This is a genomic window from Spiroplasma endosymbiont of Andrena trimmerana (genome assembly GCF_964019575.1).
Taxonomy (GTDB): Bacteria; Bacillota_I; Bacilli_A; order Mycoplasmatales; family VBWQ01; genus Spiroplasma_E.
The window spans coordinates 956,645-977,818 of record NZ_OZ026455.1 but is presented as its reverse complement, the minus strand read 5'-3'; the positions used below and the strand labels follow the sequence as shown (position 1 = coordinate 977,818).

General features: G+C 24.9%; 23 protein-coding genes and 8 tRNA genes. 16 read left to right on the top strand and 15 right to left on the bottom strand.

Annotated elements, in window-relative coordinates; all coding sequences use genetic code 4:
- The first annotated feature begins 146 nt into the window (after positions 1–146).
- Both AACL03_RS05710 and AACL03_RS05705 read left to right on the top strand, forming a co-directional pair.
- Positions 147–524 carry a S1 RNA-binding domain-containing protein gene (locus tag AACL03_RS05710; RefSeq protein WP_252318945.1) on the top strand — a complete coding sequence of 126 codons (378 nt, stop codon included), beginning with the start codon at positions 147–149 and terminating at the stop codon, positions 522–524.
- Positions 525–694: 170 nt separating this feature from the next.
- Positions 695–2,005: a glucose-6-phosphate isomerase gene (locus AACL03_RS05705; RefSeq protein ID WP_338957740.1), complete on the top strand. Its 1,311-nt coding sequence runs from the start codon at positions 695–697 to the stop codon at positions 2,003–2,005.
- Between the two features lie 161 nt (positions 2,006–2,166).
- On the opposite strand, the gene AACL03_RS05700 is transcribed toward AACL03_RS05705, so the two are convergent.
- The 4 genes from AACL03_RS05700 to AACL03_RS05685 all read right to left on the bottom strand — a co-directional run bounded on the left by AACL03_RS05700 (position 2,167) and on the right by AACL03_RS05685 (position 4,304).
- Complete coding sequence (locus AACL03_RS05700; protein ID WP_338957742.1) at positions 2,167–2,601, bottom strand: hypothetical protein; 435 nt, start codon at positions 2,599–2,601, stop codon at positions 2,167–2,169.
- 202 nt (positions 2,602–2,803) lie between these two features.
- Positions 2,804–3,430: an isochorismatase family cysteine hydrolase gene (locus tag AACL03_RS05695; protein WP_339039797.1), complete on the bottom strand. Its 627-nt coding sequence runs from the start codon at positions 3,428–3,430 to the stop codon at positions 2,804–2,806.
- Between the two features lie 9 nt (positions 3,431–3,439).
- Entirely contained in the window at positions 3,440–3,757 is a 318-nt protein-coding gene (locus AACL03_RS05690) for a hypothetical protein (protein WP_338957746.1), read from the bottom strand.
- A gap of 118 nt (positions 3,758–3,875) precedes the next feature.
- The gene (locus tag AACL03_RS05685; RefSeq protein ID WP_339039795.1) at positions 3,876–4,304 is read right to left on the bottom strand and encodes a hypothetical protein; all 429 of its coding nucleotides are present in this window, start codon (positions 4,302–4,304) and stop codon (positions 3,876–3,878) included.
- 283 nt (positions 4,305–4,587) lie between these two features.
- Between AACL03_RS05685 and AACL03_RS05680 the strand changes: the two genes are divergently transcribed.
- The 7 genes from AACL03_RS05680 (at position 4,588) to AACL03_RS05650 (ending at position 5,260) form a co-directional block, all read left to right on the top strand.
- Positions 4,588–4,663: transfer RNA gene (locus tag AACL03_RS05680), tRNA-Val, on the top strand.
- Positions 4,664–4,670: 7 nt separating this feature from the next.
- Positions 4,671–4,747: transfer RNA gene (locus tag AACL03_RS05675), tRNA-Thr, on the top strand.
- An 11-nt stretch (positions 4,748–4,758) separates the two neighbouring features.
- Positions 4,759–4,843: transfer RNA gene (locus AACL03_RS05670), tRNA-Tyr, on the top strand.
- Between the two features lie 10 nt (positions 4,844–4,853).
- A tRNA-Gln gene (locus AACL03_RS05665) sits at positions 4,854–4,928 on the top strand.
- Between the two features lie 16 nt (positions 4,929–4,944).
- Positions 4,945–5,019 (top strand) — tRNA-Lys (locus AACL03_RS05660).
- A gap of 6 nt (positions 5,020–5,025) precedes the next feature.
- Positions 5,026–5,113: transfer RNA gene (locus tag AACL03_RS05655), tRNA-Leu, on the top strand.
- A 65-nt stretch (positions 5,114–5,178) separates the two neighbouring features.
- Positions 5,179–5,260, top strand: a tRNA-Leu gene (locus tag AACL03_RS05650).
- Between the two features lie 73 nt (positions 5,261–5,333).
- Here AACL03_RS05650 and AACL03_RS05645 read toward each other — a convergent pair.
- Positions 5,334–6,362 (bottom strand): hypothetical protein, encoded by a 1,029-nt coding sequence (locus tag AACL03_RS05645; protein ID WP_338957750.1) that lies wholly within the window; start codon positions 6,360–6,362, stop codon positions 5,334–5,336.
- 485 nt (positions 6,363–6,847) lie between these two features.
- Here AACL03_RS05645 and AACL03_RS05640 point away from each other — a divergent pair, with 485 nt between their 5' ends.
- On the top strand, positions 6,848–8,392 hold the full coding sequence (locus AACL03_RS05640) for a sodium-dependent transporter (protein WP_339039794.1): 1,545 nt from the start codon (positions 6,848–6,850) through the stop codon (positions 8,390–8,392).
- Between the two features lie 5 nt (positions 8,393–8,397).
- Positions 8,398–8,526, top strand: coding sequence for a hypothetical protein (locus AACL03_RS05635; RefSeq protein WP_255495923.1), 129 nt, complete (start codon positions 8,398–8,400; stop codon positions 8,524–8,526).
- Between the two features lie 95 nt (positions 8,527–8,621).
- On the opposite strand, the gene AACL03_RS05630 is transcribed toward AACL03_RS05635, so the two are convergent.
- Positions 8,622–9,014 carry a hypothetical protein gene (locus AACL03_RS05630; protein ID WP_339039793.1) on the bottom strand — a complete coding sequence of 131 codons (393 nt, stop codon included), beginning with the start codon at positions 9,012–9,014 and terminating at the stop codon, positions 8,622–8,624.
- A 160-nt stretch (positions 9,015–9,174) separates the two neighbouring features.
- Here AACL03_RS05630 and AACL03_RS05625 point away from each other — a divergent pair.
- A tRNA-Gly gene (locus AACL03_RS05625) sits at positions 9,175–9,248 on the top strand.
- Positions 9,249–9,301: 53 nt separating this feature from the next.
- Here AACL03_RS05625 and AACL03_RS05620 read toward each other — a convergent pair.
- Both AACL03_RS05620 and AACL03_RS05615 read right to left on the bottom strand, forming a co-directional pair.
- Positions 9,302–9,499 (bottom strand): hypothetical protein, encoded by a 198-nt coding sequence (locus AACL03_RS05620; protein ID WP_339039792.1) that lies wholly within the window; start codon positions 9,497–9,499, stop codon positions 9,302–9,304.
- The gene (locus AACL03_RS05615; RefSeq protein WP_174481002.1) at positions 9,499–9,726 is read right to left on the bottom strand and encodes a hypothetical protein; all 228 of its coding nucleotides are present in this window, start codon (positions 9,724–9,726) and stop codon (positions 9,499–9,501) included. The genes AACL03_RS05620 and AACL03_RS05615 overlap by 1 nt, the downstream gene beginning before the upstream one ends.
- A 916-nt stretch (positions 9,727–10,642) precedes the next feature.
- Between AACL03_RS05615 and AACL03_RS05610 the strand changes: the two genes are divergently transcribed.
- The 3 genes from AACL03_RS05610 (at position 10,643) to AACL03_RS05600 (ending at position 13,791) form a co-directional block, all read left to right on the top strand.
- Positions 10,643–10,954 carry a hypothetical protein gene (locus AACL03_RS05610; protein ID WP_338957756.1) on the top strand — a complete coding sequence of 104 codons (312 nt, stop codon included), beginning with the start codon at positions 10,643–10,645 and terminating at the stop codon, positions 10,952–10,954.
- Between the two features lie 168 nt (positions 10,955–11,122).
- Positions 11,123–12,805, top strand: coding sequence for a phospho-sugar mutase (locus tag AACL03_RS05605; protein WP_339039791.1), 1,683 nt, complete (start codon positions 11,123–11,125; stop codon positions 12,803–12,805).
- Positions 12,806–12,819: 14 nt separating this feature from the next.
- Positions 12,820–13,791, top strand: coding sequence for a 3'-5' exoribonuclease YhaM family protein (locus tag AACL03_RS05600; RefSeq protein ID WP_338957759.1), 972 nt, complete (start codon positions 12,820–12,822; stop codon positions 13,789–13,791).
- A gap of 60 nt (positions 13,792–13,851) precedes the next feature.
- On the opposite strand, the gene AACL03_RS05595 is transcribed toward AACL03_RS05600, so the two are convergent.
- Positions 13,852–14,892: a hypothetical protein gene (locus tag AACL03_RS05595; protein WP_339039789.1), complete on the bottom strand. Its 1,041-nt coding sequence runs from the start codon at positions 14,890–14,892 to the stop codon at positions 13,852–13,854.
- 316 nt (positions 14,893–15,208) lie between these two features.
- Between AACL03_RS05595 and AACL03_RS05590 the strand changes: the two genes are divergently transcribed.
- Positions 15,209–15,958 carry an ankyrin repeat domain-containing protein gene (locus tag AACL03_RS05590; RefSeq protein WP_339039787.1) on the top strand — a complete coding sequence of 250 codons (750 nt, stop codon included), beginning with the start codon at positions 15,209–15,211 and terminating at the stop codon, positions 15,956–15,958.
- 56 nt (positions 15,959–16,014) lie between these two features.
- On the opposite strand, the gene AACL03_RS05585 is transcribed toward AACL03_RS05590, so the two are convergent.
- The 6 genes from AACL03_RS05585 to ftsY are packed head-to-tail and all read right to left on the bottom strand — an operon-like array spanning position 16,015 to position 21,039.
- The gene (locus AACL03_RS05585) at positions 16,015–16,683 is read right to left on the bottom strand and encodes a copper homeostasis protein CutC (RefSeq protein ID WP_339039785.1); all 669 of its coding nucleotides are present in this window, start codon (positions 16,681–16,683) and stop codon (positions 16,015–16,017) included.
- A gap of 18 nt (positions 16,684–16,701) precedes the next feature.
- Positions 16,702–17,877 carry a methionine adenosyltransferase gene (metK, locus tag AACL03_RS05580; RefSeq protein ID WP_422397105.1) on the bottom strand — a complete coding sequence of 392 codons (1,176 nt, stop codon included), beginning with the start codon at positions 17,875–17,877 and terminating at the stop codon, positions 16,702–16,704.
- 11 nt (positions 17,878–17,888) lie between these two features.
- Positions 17,889–18,875 (bottom strand): alpha/beta fold hydrolase, encoded by a 987-nt coding sequence (locus AACL03_RS05575; RefSeq protein ID WP_338957768.1) that lies wholly within the window; start codon positions 18,873–18,875, stop codon positions 17,889–17,891.
- A gap of 30 nt (positions 18,876–18,905) precedes the next feature.
- The gene (locus tag AACL03_RS05570; protein WP_174480992.1) at positions 18,906–19,733 is read right to left on the bottom strand and encodes a TIGR00282 family metallophosphoesterase; all 828 of its coding nucleotides are present in this window, start codon (positions 19,731–19,733) and stop codon (positions 18,906–18,908) included.
- A gap of 15 nt (positions 19,734–19,748) precedes the next feature.
- Positions 19,749–20,063 (bottom strand): YlxM family DNA-binding protein, encoded by a 315-nt coding sequence (gene ylxM / locus AACL03_RS05565; protein WP_174481096.1) that lies wholly within the window; start codon positions 20,061–20,063, stop codon positions 19,749–19,751.
- Complete coding sequence (ftsY, locus tag AACL03_RS05560) at positions 20,056–21,039, bottom strand: signal recognition particle-docking protein FtsY (RefSeq protein ID WP_338957770.1); 984 nt, start codon at positions 21,037–21,039, stop codon at positions 20,056–20,058. Before ftsY ends, ylxM begins: the two co-directional genes overlap by 8 nt.
- Positions 21,040–21,174 lie beyond the last annotated feature (135 nt).

The following is a 21,174-nucleotide window of genomic DNA, read 5'->3' as shown; positions in this document are numbered from 1 at the left end:
ATTTAAAATCAATTAATAATTTCTCATTCTAATGTTTAAAAATTCATAAAATTAATATTATTAATTTTAACTTCAAGATTAAATATAATGTTATAATATTTTTATGTATTATTAAATTATACAAAAGAAAGAGGAATTAACTTATTATGAGTACAATTATTAAAAATGAAGAAAATGAATCAAATGTTCAACAATTTCAAGTTGGTGACATTATTACCGTAACTCCAACTGGAATAAAGGAATTTGGAGTTTTTTGTAAGTGTCCAAATGGATTTTCTGGTTTAATTCACATTAGTCGTATTACCCCTAAATTTGTTAAAAATGTTAGTGATTATTTTACAATTGGTACATCAGTTAAAGCAGAAATAACAGGTATTGATCATACTAAACAACAATTAAGTTTAAGTACAAAAGAACAAGGATTAGTTGCAAAGAATAATTCTTCAATTGAAGAAAATGGTAAAGGATTTGCACCAATAAGAGAAACTGTTGATAATTGATTTAAAAAAGAAGAAAATAATTAAAATACTATTTTTCTTCCAAATAATAAAAAATATTGCCATTAAATGGCAATATTTTTTATTTTTTTCTTGCAATCTAAAATTTTTACAACTATATTTTTATTATAAATATTAAATAGTATTATTACGAATTAATATTTTAATTTTAAATACTATAAGGAGGTTATAGAATAGTGATAAAAACTAATTTAAAGTTTACTAATTTAGATATGAAAGAATTATCAACTTTATATCAAGAAAAAGTAACGGTGATTAACGCTGAACTGGAAAGTAATGCTAAAAATGAAGATGGTTGATTAGGATGAATTGATTTTCCATTTGCATACCAAAAAGACATTACTTTTCAAGACTCTTGAAAACGAATGAAAACTCTAGCATTGAAACTACAAAAAGAAATACAAGTTTTAGTAGTAATTGGTATTGGTGGATCATACTTAGGTGCTAGAGCAGGAATTGATATGGTGCAAGGTTTATTTAATAATACCGCTCCTGTTAAAGTAATTTATATGGGTAATACCATGAGTTCAACTTATGTTCACCAAGTTTTATCATATTTAAAAGATAAAGAATTTGCCATTAATGTTATTTCTAAATCAGGAACTACTACTGAACCAGCAATAGCCTTTCGTTTGTTAAAAGAACTATTAATTAAACAAAAGAAAAATAAGAATATTGTTAATAACAGAATTATCGCTACTACTGATAAAACAAGAGGAGTACTCCATGATTTGGCAAAAGAAGAAGGATATGAAAGCTTTGTTATTCCCGATAATATCGGTGGTAGATACTCTGTTTTAACTCCTGTTGGTATTTTTCCGATGATGGTAGCAGGAATTAACTGTGAAGAAATTATTGCTGGTGCGCAATTAGCAGCAAAAGAATGTAAAAGTGATAAAATTGATGTTAATGATGCCTATTTATATGCAGTTTCTCGCTATCATTTACATAAAACTAATAATAAAGCAGTTGAAATTTTAGTAAGCTATGAATTACAAATGCAAATGTTATGTGAATGATGAAAACAATTATTTGGTGAGTCAGAAGGTAAGGATGGCAAAGGATTATTACCAGCTAGTGTTGTTTTTTCAACTGATTTACATTCAATGGGCCAATTTATTCAAGAAGGTTCAAAAATGTTTTTTGAAACAGTAATAAAAATCAAAAAACCTAATGAAGATATCAAAATTCCACTTGATAAAGAAAACAATGATCAATTAAACTATTTAACAAAACATTCTTTACATGAAATTAATAATATTGCCTTACAAGGAACTATTGAAGCTCATAGTGATGAAATAGTAGGAAAAACACCAAATATTTTATTAGAATGGGATACAATGGATGGCAAAATGTTTGGTTATGCTAGTTATTTCTTTATGAAGGCTTGTGCTGTTAGTGCAAAATTATTAGGTGTTGACCCATTTAACCAACCTGGTGTTGAAGTATACAAAAAGAAAATGTTTACATTATTAGGTAAAAAATAATTTCCTAATAATAAATTTAATAAAACATTAAAATATAGTTATATAAAAACCATTCTTTTCAGAATGGTTTTTATATAATTTACTTAGTTGTTCTTCACTTATTAATTTACAATATTATATTATGACATTTTTTTTGTAAATAATAATCTAAATAAATGTAATTATAAGTTAAGTTGTATTTTAAATGATGGTAAATGATATATACCAGTGCTAGTTGATGGTGCATTTATAAAATCAAATTGATTTATTTCATTTACCATTTTTTGTTCTTGTTCTTTAATTAAAAAACTTTCTACTATATGCTTAGTTATTTGCTCTTGAATAGAATATTGTGCTTTTTCTTCAGAAAAACCTTGATTAATACATTCAATAAAAATGAAAGATAATTTTTCATTTATTTCATTATTCTTAATAATCTCTTGATAAACATCATTAAATTCATTATTTAATAATTTTATATTTAATATTGATAAATCTTCATAAGTCATATTTCTAAAATTTAAATTAAATTCAAATTTTTCAAAAATATTTATTATTAATTGTTGATTTTCAAGTTCTTGATACTCGCTTTCTGATTGGATTACTTTACTAGCCATCTTTTATTCTTCCTTTTCTTTAAAACTTTAATTTAATAAAACCTAATATAGAATAATTTCTATATTAGGTATAAACATTTATTAAATTATTTTATCATTTTATCATAATTTCTATTCTAAATATAAAAATTATTAAATAATATGTAATATGTATAAAATTTATTATTTATATAAATTTATTTTATTTAAAATTCTACTTTAATTAAATAACATCCTTAACAATAGTAATGCCATTTTTAAGCATTGAATATCATGCATATTGATTTAAAATATGAGCTGGATGCTCTGGTTCATCATAAGTATTTGTCATTGTCATTGGAACAATAACATTTACTTCTTTATTGTGCTGATTAAATCAAGTTTTACAACTAATAGCAAATTGATAAATACAAATATCAGTACAACAACCAACAATAATAATGTTATCCCATTGTAAATTTGGCTTAAAATCAAAAGCAATAAAACCATTAGTACTATTTTTTTTAATAATCTTAATATTGTCAAATTTTAATTCTTCTACTAACTCTGATTCAATAGTATTTTCCAAACAATGACTAGGAAAAGTATGAAATTCGGGACTATGTTCATTATGAGCATCATTAAAAGCAATAACTTTAGTTTCATTAGTATTTACTTTTGCTAATAAATTTTTAATTGGTTTAATAATTGAATTAATATTGGGTGAAAATAAATTTCCTTTTTTAGCAAAGCCATTAACCATATCAACAATAAATATAATATTATGACCTTTTAAAGTTTTAAAATTTAAATTAACTGTTTTATCCAAAGTTTTATTTATAATTTCAATAAATGAATCATTATTTTTCATTATTCACCTCTATTTTTTAAAAATTAATCGTTTAATAATAAATCAAATTATACTACAGCCAGAACAAATTGGCATTAAGAAAATAGTAAAAATAATTCCTACTTTTAAAAAGAAAATATCTACTGTTATTCCCTGACTACTTTGATAGATTAAACTATCAATTACACCATTTATATAAATAAAATTAAATCCATTAAAAATGTTTTCTATTTTAATACTTAATAACATAATTAACCCTAATAACAAAAATATAAAACCAGAAAAAAATAAAATAGTAATTATTTTTTCATCAAGAGGTAATTTTTTTCATCAATTTTTAGTTATCATTATTATCACCTATTTTTTTTAATTATATCATTGTTATATTACTGCTATAAAATAAATAAAAAAATTCTTACTTTAATGTGAAAAATAAGAATTTTTTAAAATTAATAAATCGCTATTTTTATTTTTTTACTACTTTTAAATAACAACTGTATCCAAAAATAATAAGACTTGTAAAAAATAAGATTGGAGTAGCAATAACCGCTAAGATTACTCCTATTTGTAACTGTGCTGCTGTACCTGTTAAAGTTGCAGTTCCAACTAATGCAGCAACTGCAATTTTTAATTTATCAAAAAAATCAGTTAATGACATAGTAACACCAAAATTAGTTATACTACCCTTAATAAAATCTCCAATAGTTCAAGGATGAGAATTTCTTAAAATTCAAAACCCATCATGACTTTCAGCCGCTTTAGCTCCTAGAGGTTTAACTGTTCAAGATACTGTTCCAATTAAAATTAATCCTAAAATCATTACTATTAACATAGTTATAAATACGTAAATGCTAATTTTATCTAACTTTGATAATTTTTTTCAAATTTTTTGCATAAATTTTCCCTTTCTTTTAATATAAATATGGCTCAAAAAAATTTTAGCAAACTTTAAAAAAATATTATATTTAAAATATATAAAACTGAAAATAGGTATAAAATAGTAATATTTAACATAAAATTATTTTTTTTGGTTTTTTCTTTTAACTTTTCTTTTAAAAAATAATTAAAAATAAAATAATTTTACATTATCTTTAAAAAATAATTGTAAATGTGAAAAATATCTATTATAATGATTAAGGTTTTTTAAGAATAAATAATTCTAATAAAACAATAAATAAGGAGTATTAGCTCAGCTGGGAGAGCAATTGCCTTACAAGCAATAGGTCGGCGGTTCAAGTCCGTCATACTCCACCATTTACCTGCTGATGTGGCTCAATCCGGCAGAGCAACGGTTTTGTAAACCGTAGGTTGCAGGTTCGATTCCTGTCATCAGCACCATTATTATTTATGGAGGGGTAGCAAAGTGGCCAACTGCACCTGGCTGTAAACCAGATCTCTTCGAGTTCGGGGGTTCGACTCCCTCCCCCTCCACCATATTACTTATTGGGGTGTAGCCAAGCGGTAAGGCAACGGCCTTTGACGCCGTCATGCGTTGGTTCAAATCCAACCACCTCAGCCATATATTTTATTAATTTGTCCTCGTAGCTCAGCGGTAGAGCACTCGGCTTTTAACCGAGGTGTCGCAAGTTCGATCCTTGCCGGGGACACCATTTGATGCCCAGGTGGTGAAATGGCAGACACGTCGGGCTTAAGATCCGATGACTTTTACAGGTTGTGCGAGTTCGAGTCTCGCTCTGGGCACCATTTTATATATTTATTAATGACGAGGAAGTATTCCTCATTTTTTATAAGCAAGTAAACTATATTTTGCCCAGATGGCGAAATGGCAGACGCAGTAGACTCAAAATCTACCGAGAAATCATGCGGGTTCGAGTCCCGCTCTGGGCACCACTAATATTAAATTATTAGTATAAAAAGGTATTCTTAAAAGAATACCTTTTTATTTTTATAATATTAAATATTATTAAACTGATAATCGACGTTCTGAAGATTGTTGTTTAACAGGCAAACGTTCTTCAGAATTTAATGCTGCTGTATTAAGTGGTTTAGGATCAGCTATTTCAACAACATGAGAAGTTGACATGACTGATTGTGTTTCCTCTCCATTATTAATTTTTTCTGGATTAAAAGGTTTATTTAATAATGGATTATTATCATCACTATCTTCAGAACTTGATGATGATGGTGAAGATGTACTGCTAGAAATATTTTCATAATTATCTTCCTCATCAAAATCATTAACATCCGCACATCAATTTTCATATAATTCCATTCCAGTATTTACTAATAAACCAGTACCAACTATTGCAAGACCAGCTATTGTGTCTCAAAAAGCCGTTGATCTTTTCTTATAAAATGGTTGGTCATCATCATTATTATTTGGATTACTTAATTCATGATATGCAAAAAGACTAACACCAGTAATTGCACTAGCAATAGTTATTGGTGCTAATAAACTTGCAGCTGTATTACCTATTTTTTGTCATATATTACGTTGTTGATTTATTGCATTTTCTTCATTATTAGGTGCACAACATTCTGATATTTTTTTACTAATTGTCACTATATGATTTAAACTTGAAGCTGCTGCTGCTGTAATAAAAGCATATGTAACAGGTAATGTATCTGGATTGGGTGTTGGTCAGTTAAGTCAAGCTACTGCTAGTGGTAATAATGGTGCTGTTGCAAAACTCACTCCTGTTAATAAATTATTAATCCTTACATTATTAATATTTCAATATCTTAATATTAAATTAGTTAACGAAATTTTTGAATTAATTCCTCCTTCCAACATAAAAAATAATGCTGGTGCTAGTGATAATACTCCATCTTGATATAATAAATAGTTACCCCCAGTTACCATTCAATTACCAAGAGTAAGTAACACATCTCTTATAGTAGGTACTACCCTATTTCTATTATTAGTTGATATTAAATCATTTGGTAATAATTGTTCTGTAGAAGAATAACTTCTTGCTGGTGATGAATCCATATTTTTCATCCTTTCTAAAAAATAATTTAAAGTAATAAAATTAATATAAAAACACCCATATTAAGAATTACAATTCTTAAATATGAGCTAAACTCTAGTCTTTATTTATTACTTCTTGTATTATAACCCTATATTAAATAAATGAAAGTAATATAATCATTAATATTGAAATTATGAAAAATAATTTTAATAACTTAAATAATTAAATTAATAATATTAAAAATAAATTTTTATTATTTCCTTATATAAGGAGGAGTTTTATTTTTTAATATTACTTTTTTAAAATTTACTTAAAAACCTTGTTTTTTCTTATTATTTATTTTTAATAATATCATTTTATTAAATAAAATAAAATTTTGATTTTCTATATATTTTCCAATACACATTATTAATAAATACATCGCAAAATTTTATTTACTGAAATTAGTTTTAATAAAATATTTTTTTTGTATAATTAACTGTTATAAAGGAGGTCATTTATTAATATGAAAAAACAACGCTTAAATATCTCAAAATTAGGATTTTTACTTTCAGTAATGGGTTCGGCAGTAGGATTAGGTGGTATTTGAGGATTTCCAACTCAAATGTATAACCATCATGGTGCTTTTCTAATCCCTTTTTTAATATGTATGGTAATTTGTGCAATACCAGTTTTATTTATTGAAATGACAATTGGTAATAAATATCGCAAAAATCATATTGAATTTTTTAGTGAGGTTGGAGGTAAAAAGGGTGCTTTTTTCTCTTGATTGCATTCAACAACCGTTATTTTACTAAGTACTTATTATAGTGTTTTAGTAGGATGAACTTTAATTAATATTATTATTAGTTTTACTTCTAATTTAAATAAAGGTTCTTATTTTTATCATAATATTTTACAACAAACAAATGATCAAGATATTAGCAATTTAAATAGCCTAGGTAACTTAAATTGAATGATTTTACTTGCAACAATTGGTGTATGAATTATTTTGGGTATCATTCTACTAGGTGGTGTTGAAAAAGGAATTGAAAAAGCCAATAAAATTATGATTCCATTTTTATTTTTAATGATTATTATTTTAGCAATTTATACTAGTACATTATCAGGTGCTAAACTTGGATTAAATGTAATGTTTGATTTAGATGCTAAAGAATTATTAAATCCTGGATTATGAAAAGATGCTTTTGGTCAATCATTCTTTATGTTATCAACATGTACAGGAACCATTTATATTTATGCAGCTCATGCTCCTGAAAAACAAGATAGTACTAATCAAGCTTTTGTAGTAGCCTTTGGTACTAGCGTTATTGGTATATTAACAACAATTATTGTTTTTAATTCAATAGGTGCAATTGCTCAAAATCAAGGTAAAACTGATATTAAATATGTATTTCAAGCAGGACCTGCTTTGATTTTCCAAGTAATACCACAATTATTTGCTATTATTAATAATCAAGTTCCTATTTTAGGAAATATTTTAGCAATATTATTTTTTGTTACACTTTTCTTTGCGGGTATGTCCTCACTAATTGGTCAAGTTGAATCAATGGTAAATGGTCTAGAATATGAAATTCATTTAAAGCGCAAACAAGCATTAGCAATATCATTATTAGGAGCAATGGCAGTATCAGTATTATTTACCTTTAGTAATTCACCAGCGCTGTTTAATGGGCTAGCAATCTGAGTAGCACAAATTTGACTACTAATAATTGGGTTTATTTTATTAATTGGTATTAGTCCATATGGCTGAAAACTATATGATACATTAAAATTATATAATAATGAAAATTCATGAATGAAATGAACAAAAGGATATAAAATAGTAATTTTAATTATCGCACCAATTTTAATTTTAATTAATATTGCTACTGGTATCTATGATTTTATTATTAATATTATCAATGCTAATTTTGTCTATGGTACAGTTGGTCTAACACTTGGTGTTGGGTTAGTTTTACTTTTAACTTTTATCTTAACTTATCATAAAAATATTCATAATGGTTTTAATAAATTATTTAAAATAAAAACAAAAACTGAAAGAGGTTAAAAAACATGGATGTTGGAGCAATTATTTTAATGGTAATTTCTTTAGTAAGTATTATTGGTCTTTTTATTTTCTTTGTCATAATGGATTTTAAGAGTCATAAAAAACAAAAAAGAAAAGAAAAAAACAAAGAATAATATTTTTTAAAATATTTTAGTATACTTATGATAAAGTATTATAATTAGGTTTTTTTGTAATCTGGCATTAAAATGCCAGATTACAAAACTTATTATTAAATGGTGAGTGAAATGGAAAAAAATAAATTAAAACAAATTTTATTAATTAGCAAAATAACTTTAACAATTGCTTCTTTATTTTTATTTTTAGTTTGACTAATGTTTATGACTAATAATTTTTTTCCTAAATCTCAAAACTCATTTGTTGCCAAAATTATGAATACTTCAATTCAAATTATGATTTGACCAATTACTAGTATAATTCTATTTATTTTTATTATGCCAATATGAGTTACTAATAAAAAACAAATTTTATTAGTATTTTTAACACTGTCACTAATTATCACAATATTGTGCACAACTTTTCTTTTTAGTTTAAACATTAATAAATTCTGAATTATATGATTAATTGCTCATTTTTTTGCTATAGCTTCAATTATTTTTGTCATTGTTTCTTTTTTCTTTAAAGAAAAACTTCTTTTATTTAAAAAGAAAAAAAATAAACATATTGAAAAAAGATTAAAAAATAATTTTTTTTAACTTGTTTATCAAAAGTAGTTGACTTTAATTTTAGTAATATGATATAAATACATGGTGGTTAACATAACTGCGGGTGTCGTATAATGGTATTATTACAGCCTTCCAAGCTGAAGACGTGGGTTCGATTCCCATCACCCGCTCCATTATAAAATAAAAAAAGGCGTATTAATTACGGCTTTTATTTTTTTATAATGGTTTATATTTTAGGACCTTTTTTAGTTTGTAGTACTACTGCTGTTTCTTCATCACTACAATTACTGCAAGCACATTTATTAACTATTTCTGCTCATGAATTTACTGGATACATAACTAAAGACATTCCATTAGTTCTTTCTGGTAATGATTCTAAATATTTTATTTTATTATTTGTGTATTCTTCTAAATTAATTTTCATTAGTTATCCCCTACTTCTTTTAAAATTCGACTATTAAAAGCATCTGCTAAGAACTTATAAACTTTTACTTCAGAAATATTTTTTAAATCATAACAATTAATGATATCAGTTAATTTTAAAATCACATCATGATATTTTATAAAGTAAGTTTTATTTTCAACATTTGCTCACTTTTCTAAATTCATTGCATAATAAATTATTCCATCTCTATAAAATTGTGATTTCATATTTCTCACTCCTTTAAACGATATAATAAAACAAAAAACCTAATTTAAATACAAAAATTTAAACGAGGTCTATAAAAAAACCAAAATATTTTGTTCCAAAGTTCCTTTAAAACTTTAATACAATTGTAACTCATTTACAAGAAATTCCAAGTAAAATCAATAAAAAAAATTAATAACTTAAAATTAATATAAAGAGATAAATAAAGATTACATTTGTAATCTTTATTTATAATTGTCCTGAAATTGTTTTTAAAACAAAATTTTTTATATTCACTGATTGGAACTTCAGTTTTATTTATTAAATCACTCACTTGTTTTTGTCATTTTTTTAACTAAGCTTTTCATCTCTACATAGTCAGGTGTAACAATAGAAACAAAAATAATCATTTGTTTCATAATTTGTAACTCAACCTCACAATGTTTCTTATTGACTAATCTGGGGTCTCAAGCATAAGCAAGAACTGTTCTATTGCTTACTGCTACTTTAATTAATTTGTTTTAGTTTTATCTTTAGGAATTTCTTTTAATCTTTTTTCCTTTTCTTTAAAACTTTAATTTAATAAAAATCCTAACATAGAGATATATCTATATTAGGACTGAACAGTTATTAAATTATGAATATATAATAACATAAAAAATAATACTTTTGATGAAAATTATAATTAACACTTATATAAGTATTAATATTTAATTTCATATACATGTATTTTTTTATAAACAATTAAATTATAAAACTTCTAAGGAGGTAACTATTTCTAATTAAACAATAGTTATCTAATACAAAAATAAATGAAAAATATCTATATTTAATATAGATATTATGATATAATTTTCCTAAAATTAATATAAGTTTTTACCTATTTACTTTAAAATAAAAGTAAATAGGTTTTTAATTTGAAAAAGGAGATATTTAGAAGTGCTATATAGTAAAAAATCAGAAAATCTTATAACAGAAAAAGAAAAAACAACAACAAATTCAAGAAAAATTAAACCACAATTACCAATAACAACATCTCTTGCTGAAATATTACTAAATAATAATGAAAAACTTGTTGGTACTATTACTAGTGATCAGTATCTTAATAAAGATAACAAACAAGTACCATTATATAAACTAATTAAAACTTCAGAACCAAATAAAAAAATAAACATTAAAGCAATAAATTCTATTAAAAATGACAAACAACCAATAACAATTCTAAATAAAACCAATTCACAATCAATATAAAAATAAAATAAAATTATTAAAGATTGAAATTGAAATTTTTAATAATTTTATTTTTTATTATTTAATTCAAAGTTTATGTTTAGATTAACTACTAAAATTTATTTTCTTCTTATTTTATAGTATGATTTACCTATAAACTTAATTTTTTATTATAAAGGAGAAATAATAATGAATGTACTAAAAACATATGAGATTTGAAAAAAGCAAAACTTACCACAACACTTAAAAAAACAATTAACTACAATGTCTAAAAGTGAAATTGAAGATGCTTTTACTACAACTTTAGAATTTGGTACAGCTGGCATGCGTGGTATTACTGGAGTTGGTACCGGCAGAATTAATGAAATTATTATTATGAAGGCAACTGTCGCATTTATTCAATATTTAAAATCTGCCTTTTCTGAAAAAGACTTACTTCGTGGTGTTATTATTGCTCATGATAATCGTCACTTTTCAGCAGAATTTACAATGTTAACAGCAAAAACTTTAGCTAAACATAAAATTCCTGTTTTTTTATTTAAAAATAATGATTTAAGACCAACACCAGTACTTTCATATAGTATTAGAAAAGTTAATGCTCTTGCTGGAATTGTTATTACAGCCAGTCATAATCCTCCTGAATATAATGGTTATAAAATTTATGATCAATATGGCTGTCAATTTCTTCCTAATGTTACCAATATAATTAGCAATAAAATGGAACAATTGCCTGATGATTTTCAATTAACATTCGATTATGATACTAACCTAATTAAAGAAGTGCCTTCAACAGTAGAAGATAATTATCGTGACGATATTAAAAATTTACAGTTTTATCCACAAGTTAAAAATCGTAACTTTAAAATTGTATTTTCTAATCTACACGGTACTAGTCGTGAATGAGTTAAACCAATTTTAGAACAATGCGGTTATGAAATTATTTTAGTAACAGAGCAAGTTAACTATGATCCTGATTTTAAAGGTGTAGTGTCGCCCAATCCCGAAGTAAAACCAACATTTGATTTAGCAATTAAACATGCTAAAAAACATGATGCACCATTAATTATTTTAAATGATCCTGATGCTGATCGCATTGGTATTGCTGTAAAACATAATAATGATTATGTATTATTAACAGGTAATGAAACAGCACCAATTTTATTAGAATATTTATTAAGCCATTATCAACTTAATAAAACAATGCCAAAAAATCCTGTTATGTACAATACATTTGTTACTTCAAATTTATCTGATATGATTGCTAAATCATATGGATGTCAAGTTATTAAAACGTTAACTGGTTTTAAATGAATTGGTGCAGAAATGCTAAAAGAAAAAGAACGTAACATTAACTTTGTTTTTGGTTTTGAAGAAGCATATGGTTATGTTATTAAAGATATTACTCGTGACAAAGATGGTATTCAATCAGCAATAGTAGCAGCAGAAGCGGCTTGATATTATCAAAAGTCACAAAAAACATTAGTTGATGTTTTAGAAAATATTTATCAAAAATTTGGATATTATTACTGTTATACTGTTAATCTTATTTTAAAAGGCAAAACAGGACAAAATACTATTAATAATATGTTAGAAACATTAAGAACTAGTAAAATACCAACACTTAATAATATTAAAACAATTAAAGTTGAAGATTATCAAACTGGTTTACATGGAATGCCATCGCAAAATTTACTAAAATTTTACTTCAGTGATGGTTCATGATTTGCTGTTAGACCTAGTGGAACTGAGCCAAAAATTAAATTCTATTTTGTTTGTGTTGATAAAACCATTAATGATGCACAATTAAAAATGAGAAAAATGTATGAAGAATTAGCTATCAAATATCTAAATATCAAAGATATAAAATGATAGAAAGGAACTAAAAAATGACTGTAATTAAAGATATTAAACCTAATAATGTTTTAAGTTTAGTAGTAATTATTAATCGAGTAATTCAAGGTGTTGCTTCTAACAATACTAATTATTTAAACTTACAATTACAAGATAAAACTGGGACAATTTCAGCAAGAATTTGAGACGTAAGCAAAGAAACTATTGAACAATTAACAATAGGACAAGTAATTAAAATTGAAGCAAATAGCATTAATTATAATAATGAAATACAACTAAAAATTAATAATTGAACTATTATTACTAATCCTAGTGAATATTATGATTTATTACTTACACAAGCACCAATTAATATTATTGAAGCATGAACTGAAATTAGTCAAACAATAAAGGAATTTAAAAATCCAATTTTAAAAAAAGTATTAATCCAATGTTTTAATAAAAAAAATATTGATGATTATAAAAAGTGACCAGCAGCAGTTAAAATGCATCATGCTGTTCAAAGCGGTTTATTATGACACTCAGTAACAATGTTAAGAATGGCAAAACAAGTAGTAGCACTTTATAATGATCGTAATATTAATAGTGAACTATTATATGCAGGAATCATTATGCATGATTATGGAAAAATGGTTGAATTAAATAATAATCCTATTAGTTCATATACACTATCAGGTAAAATGATTGGTCATATTTCATTAGGTGCAATGCAAGTTACACTTGCTTGTAAGGAATTAAATATTAACTTAGACGAAGAAATCGTAGTTTTATTACAGCATCTAATATTAGCTAGTCATGGTAAATATGAATATGGTTCACCTGTCTTACCAAAAACAATAGAAGCTGAAATTTTACATCATTTAGATAACTTAGATGCAAAGATCTATGCAATTGATGAAGCATTGGTTAATATTAATGTTGGTGAATCAACTGCTCGTATTGCAAGTATTGAAAATAGAATGTTCTATAAACATCAAAATTTAAAAGAAAAAAATAAAAAAGTTTAAATAATAAAAACTCTCTTTTAATTAAAAGAGAGTTTATTTTTTATCATAAATTTTAATAAATTAATTTATATTTATTTTTATAGGATAAAAATAACCAGTTTCTGTATTACCATAAAAAATCAATACATTTGCTTCTTTATCTGATTCTTTATCTTTAAATCAATCATTAGGTACTGGCTTTTCATTTTTATCATAAATTTCATTTTCATTTCTAAGCTTATTAAAATCAATTTTTTCTTTATACATACCTTTTAATAAAACTTTAACAGCTAATTCTGAATTTTTTTGTAATTTTTTTAATTTATTTATAACATCTGTTACTGCTTCTTGTTTATTCATTGTTTCTTTAGTTGAAGTTGCTGGTGCTCATGAAGCGAATGGCAAAGTTGGCTTTGCAAAATAATTTTGCATATCAATATCTGAAATAATTGTTTGTTTAGTTATATCAATCATTGTTGAACCTTGATAATTTGGATCATTTGAATTACTACTTATTTTGACAACTATTTTAGATACTTTTTCAAGTTCTTGTTTATTGTTTGTTATTTCTTCATTATTTTCGTTATAAAATTGAAGTTGATAACCAGCAGCTAATGGTGTTGACTTAAATTCATCAAAACTATTTATATTACTAATTAATTCTTTATAACTTTTACTTGGATTAGCAATAATGTCTAAACCAGTTAATTGAATAATAGTACTTAAATCAGTTTTATCAGATTGTTCTTTTATATTTATTTTAATTGGTGCTGTTGAACCTTGATAATTCAAATCATTACTATTGCTAGTAATAACTATATATAAATCACCAACTTTTTGTAATTTAGCAGTTATATCATTTTTAGCTTCTTTATCACTAAAATATTTAATTACAGGGTTACCTAACTTTGGATTTAAGTTTTTAACTTCTATTGTATTATTTATTAATGTATCTAATTTTTTATTACTTTTATTAACATCTACAGTAATATTTGTTGTTAGTTTAGTAATTTTATCTTTTAATTCTGTTTTTTGTGTTGTGTTATTATCACAAGCAACAACTGATAATGGTATTGGTGTTGATATTGTTAAGATCGATAATAATTTTACTAAGTTTTTCATTTTTTACCTCGCTTAAAAATAATAAGTTAATTTAAAAACCAATAAAGATTTTGAATTAATAATATATGAAAACCAAATATTTTACAATATAACTTTAATATGCAAAAATACTTGTAAATTAAGTTATTTTTTAAAAAATTTCTTTTCTTTTTTATATATTTTAAAATTATTTTTTAATTAAAAATTATAATTATCTATTACTAGTAAAGAAAATGTGATATTATATTATTAAAATTTAATATAAGTTTTTGACCTATTTACTTTATTTCAAAATAAATAGGTTTTTTGTTTTAATTTAGAAAAGGAAGATAAAGAAATGCCTAAAAATAAATTTTTAACAGCTATTGAAGAAGGTGACTTACAAACAGTTAAAACTTTACTACTTAATCCTGATAACAATAAGTTCGATATGGAGGGTGCCTTAATAACAGCCGCTGATTATGGTCACATTGAAATAGTTCAATTTTTAATAGAAAATAATACTGATATCAATCATATAAATAGTACAAAAGATACTGCTTTAATGTTAGCTGCCGAACAAGGTCACACAGAAATAGTTAATCTTTTAATAACAAACGGTGCTAATGTTAATCATATAAATAACACAAAAGATACTGCTTTAACACTTTCTATTGAACAAGGTCATGAAAATATAGTTAATCTTTTAATAACAAACGGTGCTAATGTTAATCATAAAAATGAAATCAATGGTGATCATACTGCTTTAACACTAGCTGCTGAACAAGGTCACACAGAAATAGTTAATCTTTTAATAACAAACGGTGCTAATGTTAATCATAAAACAAAATTTGGCAATACTGCTTTAACAAAGGCCGCTAAAAATGGCCATTTAAATGTAGTTGATTTATTAATAGCCAATGGTGCTGATATTAATCAAATAAATTTACGTGGTGAAACTGCTTTAATAAGAGCACAAAAACAAAAACATACAAAAGTAGAAAAAATTTTAACAAAACAATGTTCTTTAGAATCTAATAAAAATGAAATCAATGCAACTAATTATAATAATAAACCATCAATAAAGGTTACTGTTCTTTTGTATTAAAAGAACAGTAACCTTGTTAAATGTTTAATCTTATCTATTATAAAACTTTTTATTATTTATGCCATATTTTTAATATTATTAATTAATTGATAATTAATAGGATTATTAAAATTATTATCTTCGTGCACACATTTTCCAACGTGAATATCATTAATACCATTTTTTAATAAAACATTAACATTTTCTAAATTAACTCCACCACCAGCAAGAATTTTTATTGGTAAATTTAATTTCTTTAATTCTTTAAATTTATTAATATTATTTACAATATTATCTTGACCACCAGAAGTTAAAACTGTAGTAACACCTAATTTTACTAACTGTTCTAAAGCTTGTTTTTTATTAAAAATTTCATCAAAAGCACGATGAAAAGTTATTTTTAAAGGCTTTGCTAATTTAATAATTTCACTCATTCTTTCAACATCAATATTATTATCTTTAGTTAAAATACCACAAACAATACCTGATGCATGAGTTGTTTTAATAAATTCAATATCTCTTTTAAAGATTTTAAAATCATTATCAGTAATATTAAAACCATTATTATTATTTCTAACCATAACCATTACTGGTTTCAATGAAATTTTACATGCTTCAGCAATCAATTCATAATTTGGAGTATAACCACCAAATTCCATAGCAGTACAAAGTTCAACTTGATTAGCTAAAGAATTATTAATTTTTTCTATATCTTTTAAAGATGTAGCTATTACTTCTAAAAACATAAAATATCTCTCCCCATCTTATTTTTTTGATAAATAAGTTTTCAATAAACTAACTTTATCTAATTTCTCTCAAGGTAATTGTAAATCATTTCTACCAAAATGACCATAAGTTGATAATTGTTGATAATTTTGTTTAAATAACTCTAATTTATCAATCATAGCACTAGCAGAACAATCAAAGACTTGATAAATTATTTCTGTTAATTTTGCCTCTGTTAAACCGGAAATAATAGTTTGATGAGTATTAACAAATATTGCAATTGGTTCAGGAGTTCCAATTGCATAAGCTAATTGTACTTCACAAATCTTTGCTAAGTTAGCAGCAACAATATTTTTAGCAATATACCTAGCATAATAAGCACCCGTTCTATCAACTTTAGTGGGATCTTTTCCTGAAAAAGCTCCCCCGCCATGACAAGCAGCTCCACCATAAGTATCAACCATTAATTTTCTTCCTGTTAAACCAGTATCACCAGCAGGTCCACCAATTACAAATTTACCAGTTGGATTAATTAAATATTTAAAATCAAGATTTAAATGATATTTATTAGCAATATATTGCATAATTTCTTTATGAATAAATGTTTTAAATTGTTTTTCATCATAATTTGCTTGATGTTGAATGCTCATTAAAATAGTATGTATTTTTAAATTTTTAGGGTCTTCTTGATCAATAGTAACTTGCGCTTTCATATCAAGAAGTGCATACTTAAATTTTTTTTCCTTTCGTAATTTTGTAGCTCGTTTAATTAATTCATGTGCTAAAACAATTGCTAATGGCATATATTCTGATGTTTGCTGACATGCATAACCAAACATTATTCCTTGATCACCAGCACCAATTTGATGATTTTTTAATTCAACACCTTGTAAAATATCAGGTGATTGTTCATGAATTAACACTTTAATTTCACAAGTAAAACCATTAAATCCAATTTCATCATTTATATAACCAATTTCAGTAATAACTTTTCGCGCAATTGCTTGATAATCAACTTGAGCATGACTATGAACTTCACCACCAATTAAAACAAAATTTGTAGTAATAAAAACCTCACATGCTACTTTGGCATGTGGATCTTGTTTTAAAAAAGCATCTAAAATTGCATCAGCAATTTGATCGCAAATCTTATCAGGATGACCAGGAGCAACAGACTCACTAGTAAAAAGAGGATGGGTAATATTAGGTATTAATTTCATATTTTTTAACCTTTCTCAAGTAAAATTTTTTTTGTAATTCATGGCATAATTTCATTATCAAATATATCTTTAATATTAGGTTCATTAATTAAAGCATGTTTACCATCAAAAATAAAAACATAACTATGATGTTTCTTCCAATATTTTTTATTAATTTTAAGTTGATGAAAATCACTAAATACATCATCAGCACTTTGCAAGATTAACGTTGGAAGTTTTGAATTACTAATTTCCATTATACTTTTTTTATTAATTTTTTTAAATTGTAGTAAAAAACGTAATGATCAATTTTGACGATTACTATATCTTTGATTTATATTAGTAATATGAGCATTATTACTAGAAATATCTTGATTTTCAACATAGATTGGCATTTGAATATTAGAATTAAAAATAAAAGCAAAACAAAAACAAATAATAAAACTTAATGAAAATTGATAAAGATTTTTTTTAGTTACTAAATTACTAGTAATTAATGCTGATACTTGTGAATTATTTTTAACAGCATGACTAGCAATAGCTGCGCCTAATGATTCACCAAAAATAATAATTTTTTGATTAGGATATTTAGATTTTACTGCACTTATTATATCTTTTAAATCATTAATATCAGTACCTAATGATTTAAATTTTCAATCTTGTCCATTTTTACCATTACCTCTTCGATCATAAGTAATTAAAGATAGTTGTGATTTTTTACAAAAAGAACTTAATAATTTAAAATCATCTTTTTGACCTTGCAAGCCATGAGCACCAATAATAATGACTGTACTTTTATCAACCATTTGCTTAAATAATTTTACTTCATAACCATCACGTAAAATAATTACCTTTTCTCGTATTTCAGCAGCTTGTTGTACATGAACATTATCTTTAATTTTTGCCATTAATAAAATTCTTAAAATTATTAAAATAATTAATATACTAATCCCAATTAAAATCGAATATAAACCATTTTTATCAGTAAAAAAATTAGCATTGTTTCATATCATGTTAAAGTTAGTCCCTTCCTATATTTGTAATTATTCGTAAATTTTAAAATTAGGTGCTTGTGGATGAATAAAAATACGTTCAATTTTTTGTGCTTTATTTGTCTCATCATTAATAGTTAATAAAACAGCTGAAAATTGACCTTCACCATCAGCTGGACTAAATTTTGCCGGCATACTTTTTTTATCACGAATAATAACTTCTTCAGCTTTAGCACCAATAATAGAATAAAACGGACCTGTCATTCCAACATCACTAATAAAAGCAGTACCTTTTGGTAATAAACGATTATCTGCTGTTTGAACATGAGTATGAGTTCCTACCACACAAGTAACTTGACCATCAAAATTTCAAGCAAAAGATAACTTTTCCGCTGTTGCTTCAGCATGAAAATCAATAATATGAATGTCACTTTTTTCTTCACTATTTTGTTTATCAATCGTAATAAGTTGTTCAAGAGCAAAATAAGGATTATCAGATTTATCCATGAAAGTACGACCAATTAAGTTTGTTACACGTACTTTTTTATTACCAACTTTAACTAAAATTGTACCATTACCTGGATGATAAGGATTATAATTTAAAGGACGCAATAAATCGGGAGTTGTATTAATATACTTAGCAACATCAGGATGACCAAAAATATGATTACCGGTAGTAATAATATCAATACCAGCATTTTTTAATTCATCATAGTGTTTTTTACATAATGATTTACCATGAGTAGTATTTTCACCATTCGCAACTACTAAATCAATCTTAAATTGATTTTCATATTCCTTTTTTATTTTAGGAATTCAATATTTAACCATTTGTCTACCAACAATACTGTAAATATCACCAATTATTAAAATCTTCATTAATTTCCACCTGCTTTATTCTATTTTATCAATTTCTTGTAAAACTTTAATAAAATTATACTTTTCCGTATATTTTTCATATATTACTTGTCGTTGTTTATATTTTTCATAAAGATGCAACTTACTTTCATATTTATTTAATAAAATAATAACTTTTTGTAGACTATCATGAACAGCCGTTCGTGATACTTTTTGTAAATCAGCGATTTCTTGTAAAGATAAATTCTCAATAAAGTAATTTGTAAAATATTGTTTTTGTTTTGCTGTTAATAATGTATTATAAAAAGCAAATAAACTATAATATAAAACTTGTTTTTCTAAACTATTCATTTTCATACTCCACAAACAAATTACTTGTTAAACTAAAAATATACTTATCTAAATCAAACTCTTCCAAGTCATTAATACCTTCACCAAAACCCATTAATTTAACAGGAATATCTAATTCTTCCTTAATAGCAAGAATAATGCCACCTTTAGCAGTGCCATCCATTTTTGTTAAAATAATGCCAGTCAAAGAAACAATTTTCATAAATTCTTGCGCTTGATTAATACCATTTTGTCCAGTTGTACCATCAATTACTAACAATGTTTCATTAGCTTCATGTCCTAATTTCTGAGTAATAATTTTATTAATCTTTTTTAACTCCTGCATCAAATTAACTTTATTTTCTAATCTCCCTGCTGTATCAACAATAATAACATCACAACCTTCAGATTTAGCTGCTTCAATTCCAGCATAAACAACACTAGCTGGATCTTGCTTTGGTGTTCCTAAATAACAAGGAATACCAATTCTTTCTGCTCAAATTTGCAATTGTTCAACTGCACCAGCACGAAAAGTATCAGCAGCAACTAGAATTGGTTTTTTACCTTGTGTTTTTAATTTAGCTGCTAATTTAGCTGCTGATGTTGTCTTACCATTACCATTAACACCAACAACTAAAAATAACGAAATATTATTACTACTAAAATTTAATCTTGTAGAAACCAACTGACCATCAGTATAAATAACAAACATTTTATCAATAATAATATCATTAATATCTTTTGGTTTTGTTAATTTTTGGATTTTAGCTTCATGACGAATTTCATCAGTAATAGTTTCTGCCATTTTGTATCCAACATCTGCTAAAATTAATACTTCAGTTAATTCTTCAAAATATTGTTCATCAAGTTGATGATAACGCGCTGCTAATGCTTTAATTTTAGATGCAAATAATGTTCTTGACTTTTTAAGGCCCTGATCATATTTAGTTGTCTTTTGACCAAATAATTTTGTCTTTAAATTTTTAAAAAATGCCATATTTTCACCTACATTGTTTATTATACCAATAAATAACTAGTTATTTATGACATTAATACTTTAATTTTATTAAAATATTAATAGTACGATTTAAAAGTTTTATTTAATAAGTAATTTATTATATTTTAATTTAAT